The 3,098-nt window shown below is 35.6% G+C and carries 3 protein-coding genes; 2 read left to right on the forward strand and 1 reads right to left on the reverse strand.

Annotated elements, in window-relative coordinates; all coding sequences use genetic code 11:
• A partial coding sequence (locus ACKI4H_RS18325) for a DUF3732 domain-containing protein (RefSeq protein ID WP_407308343.1) occupies positions 1–1,509 on the forward strand: 1,509 nt, incomplete at its 5' end.
• A 113-nt stretch (positions 1,510–1,622) separates the two neighbouring features.
• Here the strand turns inward: ACKI4H_RS18325 and ACKI4H_RS18330 are convergent.
• Positions 1,623–2,773, reverse strand: a protein-coding gene (locus ACKI4H_RS18330) for an IS3 family transposase (protein ID WP_407308345.1) whose coding sequence is annotated in 2 segments (ribosomal slippage) — positions 1,623–2,533 and positions 2,533–2,773 — 1,152 coding nt in all. Because the reading frame shifts where the segments join, the coding sequence is not laid out codon by codon here.
• 193 nt (positions 2,774–2,966) lie between these two features.
• Between ACKI4H_RS18330 and ACKI4H_RS18335 the strand changes: the two genes are divergently transcribed.
• Positions 2,967–3,098: hypothetical protein (locus ACKI4H_RS18335; RefSeq protein WP_407308347.1), on the forward strand; the 132-nt coding region annotated here is incomplete at its 3' end.

Raw genomic sequence — 3,098 nt, forward strand, 5'->3', positions numbered from 1 at the left:
ATTCGAAATATAACGCCATTTTTACTGATCACGAAAGAAGTTATTGATAGTGAGTCACTTCTATTTCATAGCATGGATGATGCTGAAAAGTCTAAAGATTTTTTAGCAGCTTTGCCTTATTATCTTAATATATCGAATGAAGAAAGTATTTATCTTGAACAACAACTAAAAAAACTAAAAAGTCGTTTAGAATTAGAGAAGAATAAGAAAAATTTGACTTTAAGGTCGCAAGAAGACTCAATAAGTAAAGCAAGAAATTTTTTAGAAGAAGCAAAAAGATTAGGTTTAAATGTTTTCACAAGTGATGAAAACAGTCTAAGCGACATCATAGAAAATCTCAGAGAAATTTTAAAAGTTGAAACTCAATTTATTAATTACCCCGATAATAGTGAGATAACATTACTAAATATTAAAAGGAAAGCTCTCCTTGATGAAATAACCGAGCTATATAGTAAATTAAATGCTACAAAAAAAGTTATTCTTGAGGCATCAGGTTATAAAGGAACAGTAGCAAGACAATTAAATAAGTTGGAATTAGTAAATCACTTTAATCTTTCTAATATTCCTGAACAATGTCCGGTTTGTAAGTCTGAGTCAAAGATTGGAATTTCAATGGCGGAGCATTTAAAATCTACTCTAATGCAAATTAGAGATGAGAATATTTCAATTAAAAGAGTCGAGCCTAAGCTGATTCTTTTAGAAAATAATTTAAATGATAAATTAAATGATTTAAATGCTATGTTATCTCATGTCGATTCAAAAATTCAGTCTTGGTATAGACAGACAGAAGAGATGAGACAATATGATGACCATTCTAAACAACAAGCACATCTCAGAGGGCGGATATCATATTTTTTAGAGACCTTTCAAGAGGATATACAGGAAGGAGTTGATTTAGATGTATTATCTGCAGAGATTCAAGAAATTGAAGCACAAATTGATAAAAGCTCCAAAGAAATAAAATTGAGAAGAGCTGAATTAAAGATTTCTAAATTTGCCACCGAAAATTTTCAATTACTACCAACAGTTGCACCATGTGTAAATGCTGAGTTAGATTTTAATGCCTTAAAACCTGAAATTAGTATAATAGAAAATGAAACAGAATCTATCCTTAAAATGTCAGATTTAGGTTCAGATCAAAATTACTTAGCAATTCATATTTCTCTAGCTTTTGCACTGCATAAGTATTTTGAAACACAAAAAACCTCAGTGCCTGGTGTCTTATTCTTAGATCAAATCAGTCGACCTTATTTCCCTTCGACACTAAAAGATGAAAATGTGATATTAGGGAGTGACAATGATGAAGATATTAATGCTCTAGAGAAACATATTGAATTTATTTTTAATGAAACTGCAAAAATAAAAGGATTGCAGGTTATTTTACTTGAACATGCTTATTTTTCAAAAGATAAAAAATATGTAGATGCAACGAAGGAACGATGGGGGAGAGGATCGCACAGAGCTTTAATCCCCCTGGACTGGGCAGTTAGGAAAGATTTAAAGAAATAATAGATTAATCGTTTTTAAATTTCACTGTAGTAGCTAAGCTTAGAGGAGACAAAGTTAATTGATCGTTTATATTAAAAATATCTGGGAATAGGGTTTGAATAGCCACCAAAATTCTAGACACACATAACCATCTTTTGATGGGCCTTTTCATAATCTAATGGAGAACGTTGTCCATTGGAACCATGTCTTCGTTTTGAGTTATAAAACATTTCAATATATTCAAATATATCCGCTCGAGCATCTGATCTCGATACGTAAATTTTCTTCTTAATACGCTCCCGCTTCAGCAACTGAAAGAAGCTCTCAGCAACAGCATTATCATGACAGTTTCCTCTGCGACTCATACTACATTCCAGATTGTGTTGTTTAATGAATGCTTGCCATTCATGGCTGGTGTATTGGCTGCCTTGGTCAGAGTGGATCAGAACTTTATTCTGTGGTTTTCTCCGCCATAGTGCCATCAATAATGCATCTAAAACCAGATCTGTAGTCATTCTCGATTTCATAGACCAACCAACAACAAGACGTGAAAATAAATCAATTACCACAGCAAGATATAACCAACCTTCATGTGTGCGAATATAAGTAATATCAGTCACCCACCGCTGATTAGGCTGAGTTGGATTAAACTGTCGTTCTAAGGTGTTTGCGGAAACAATACTTGGCGTACCTGCATAAGCTCTAGGCTTGCGATAGCCGCGCTGTGATTTAAGCCCATCCGCTTTCATTAACCGATGTACCCGGTTGATACCGCAATTTTCGCCAGCGTCTTTCAAATCACAGTGAATCTTGCGATAGCCGTAGACTCCTCCAGATTCCAGCCAAAACTGTTTAATTAAGCCTGCAAGCAGTTGCCGTTTCTTTGTGGTTTTACTCGTGGGTTGCTTTAACCATGCGTAATAACCACTGTGATGAACATCTAAAGTCGAACATAAACGACGAATAGGCCATATGTGCTTATTGTCCTGAATAAAGGCATACCTCATTTGGACTGGCTTGCGAAGTACACCGCGGCTTTTTTTAATATGTCCCTTTCTTCGGTAACCCGTTGCAGCTCCTTTTTTAGCTTTGCCAATTCTGAAACTGCATCCCTAGAGTCTGTGATTTTAGGTTCCTGAGGATCATAACGCTTGATCCAGGCATACAGACTATGCGTGGTTGTACCTAAACGTGTGGCCACTTCAGATACACTATGACCTTTTTCAGTCACTTGCTTTACTGCTTCAATTTTGAATTCTTCAGGATATCGTTTGCTACTGCTCATAAACACCTCGTTAATTAGCCATTTTATCTAACTAAAGAGTGTCTACAAAATCGGTGGCTATTCAGTTCGTAGTGAGTTAATGATTATCAGCTGAAATCTGCTACAATTGCGCCAATTTTAAGTTATCACTTCACTGGCTTGTTACACATTTAGAAGTGTGTACAAAACTGTGTACATATTGAAGATTTCCCTTATGTTTAAAGATCAATTACCTACAGAAGTAGCGGCTCGCAGAACTTTTGCTATTATTTCCCACCCCGATGCTGGTAAATCCACCATGACAGAAAAACTGTTGTTGTGGGGTAAAGCGATTCAGGTTGCCGGG

Source organism: Acinetobacter sp. (assembly GCF_045628685.1).
Taxonomy (GTDB): Bacteria; Pseudomonadota; Gammaproteobacteria; order Pseudomonadales; family Moraxellaceae; genus Acinetobacter.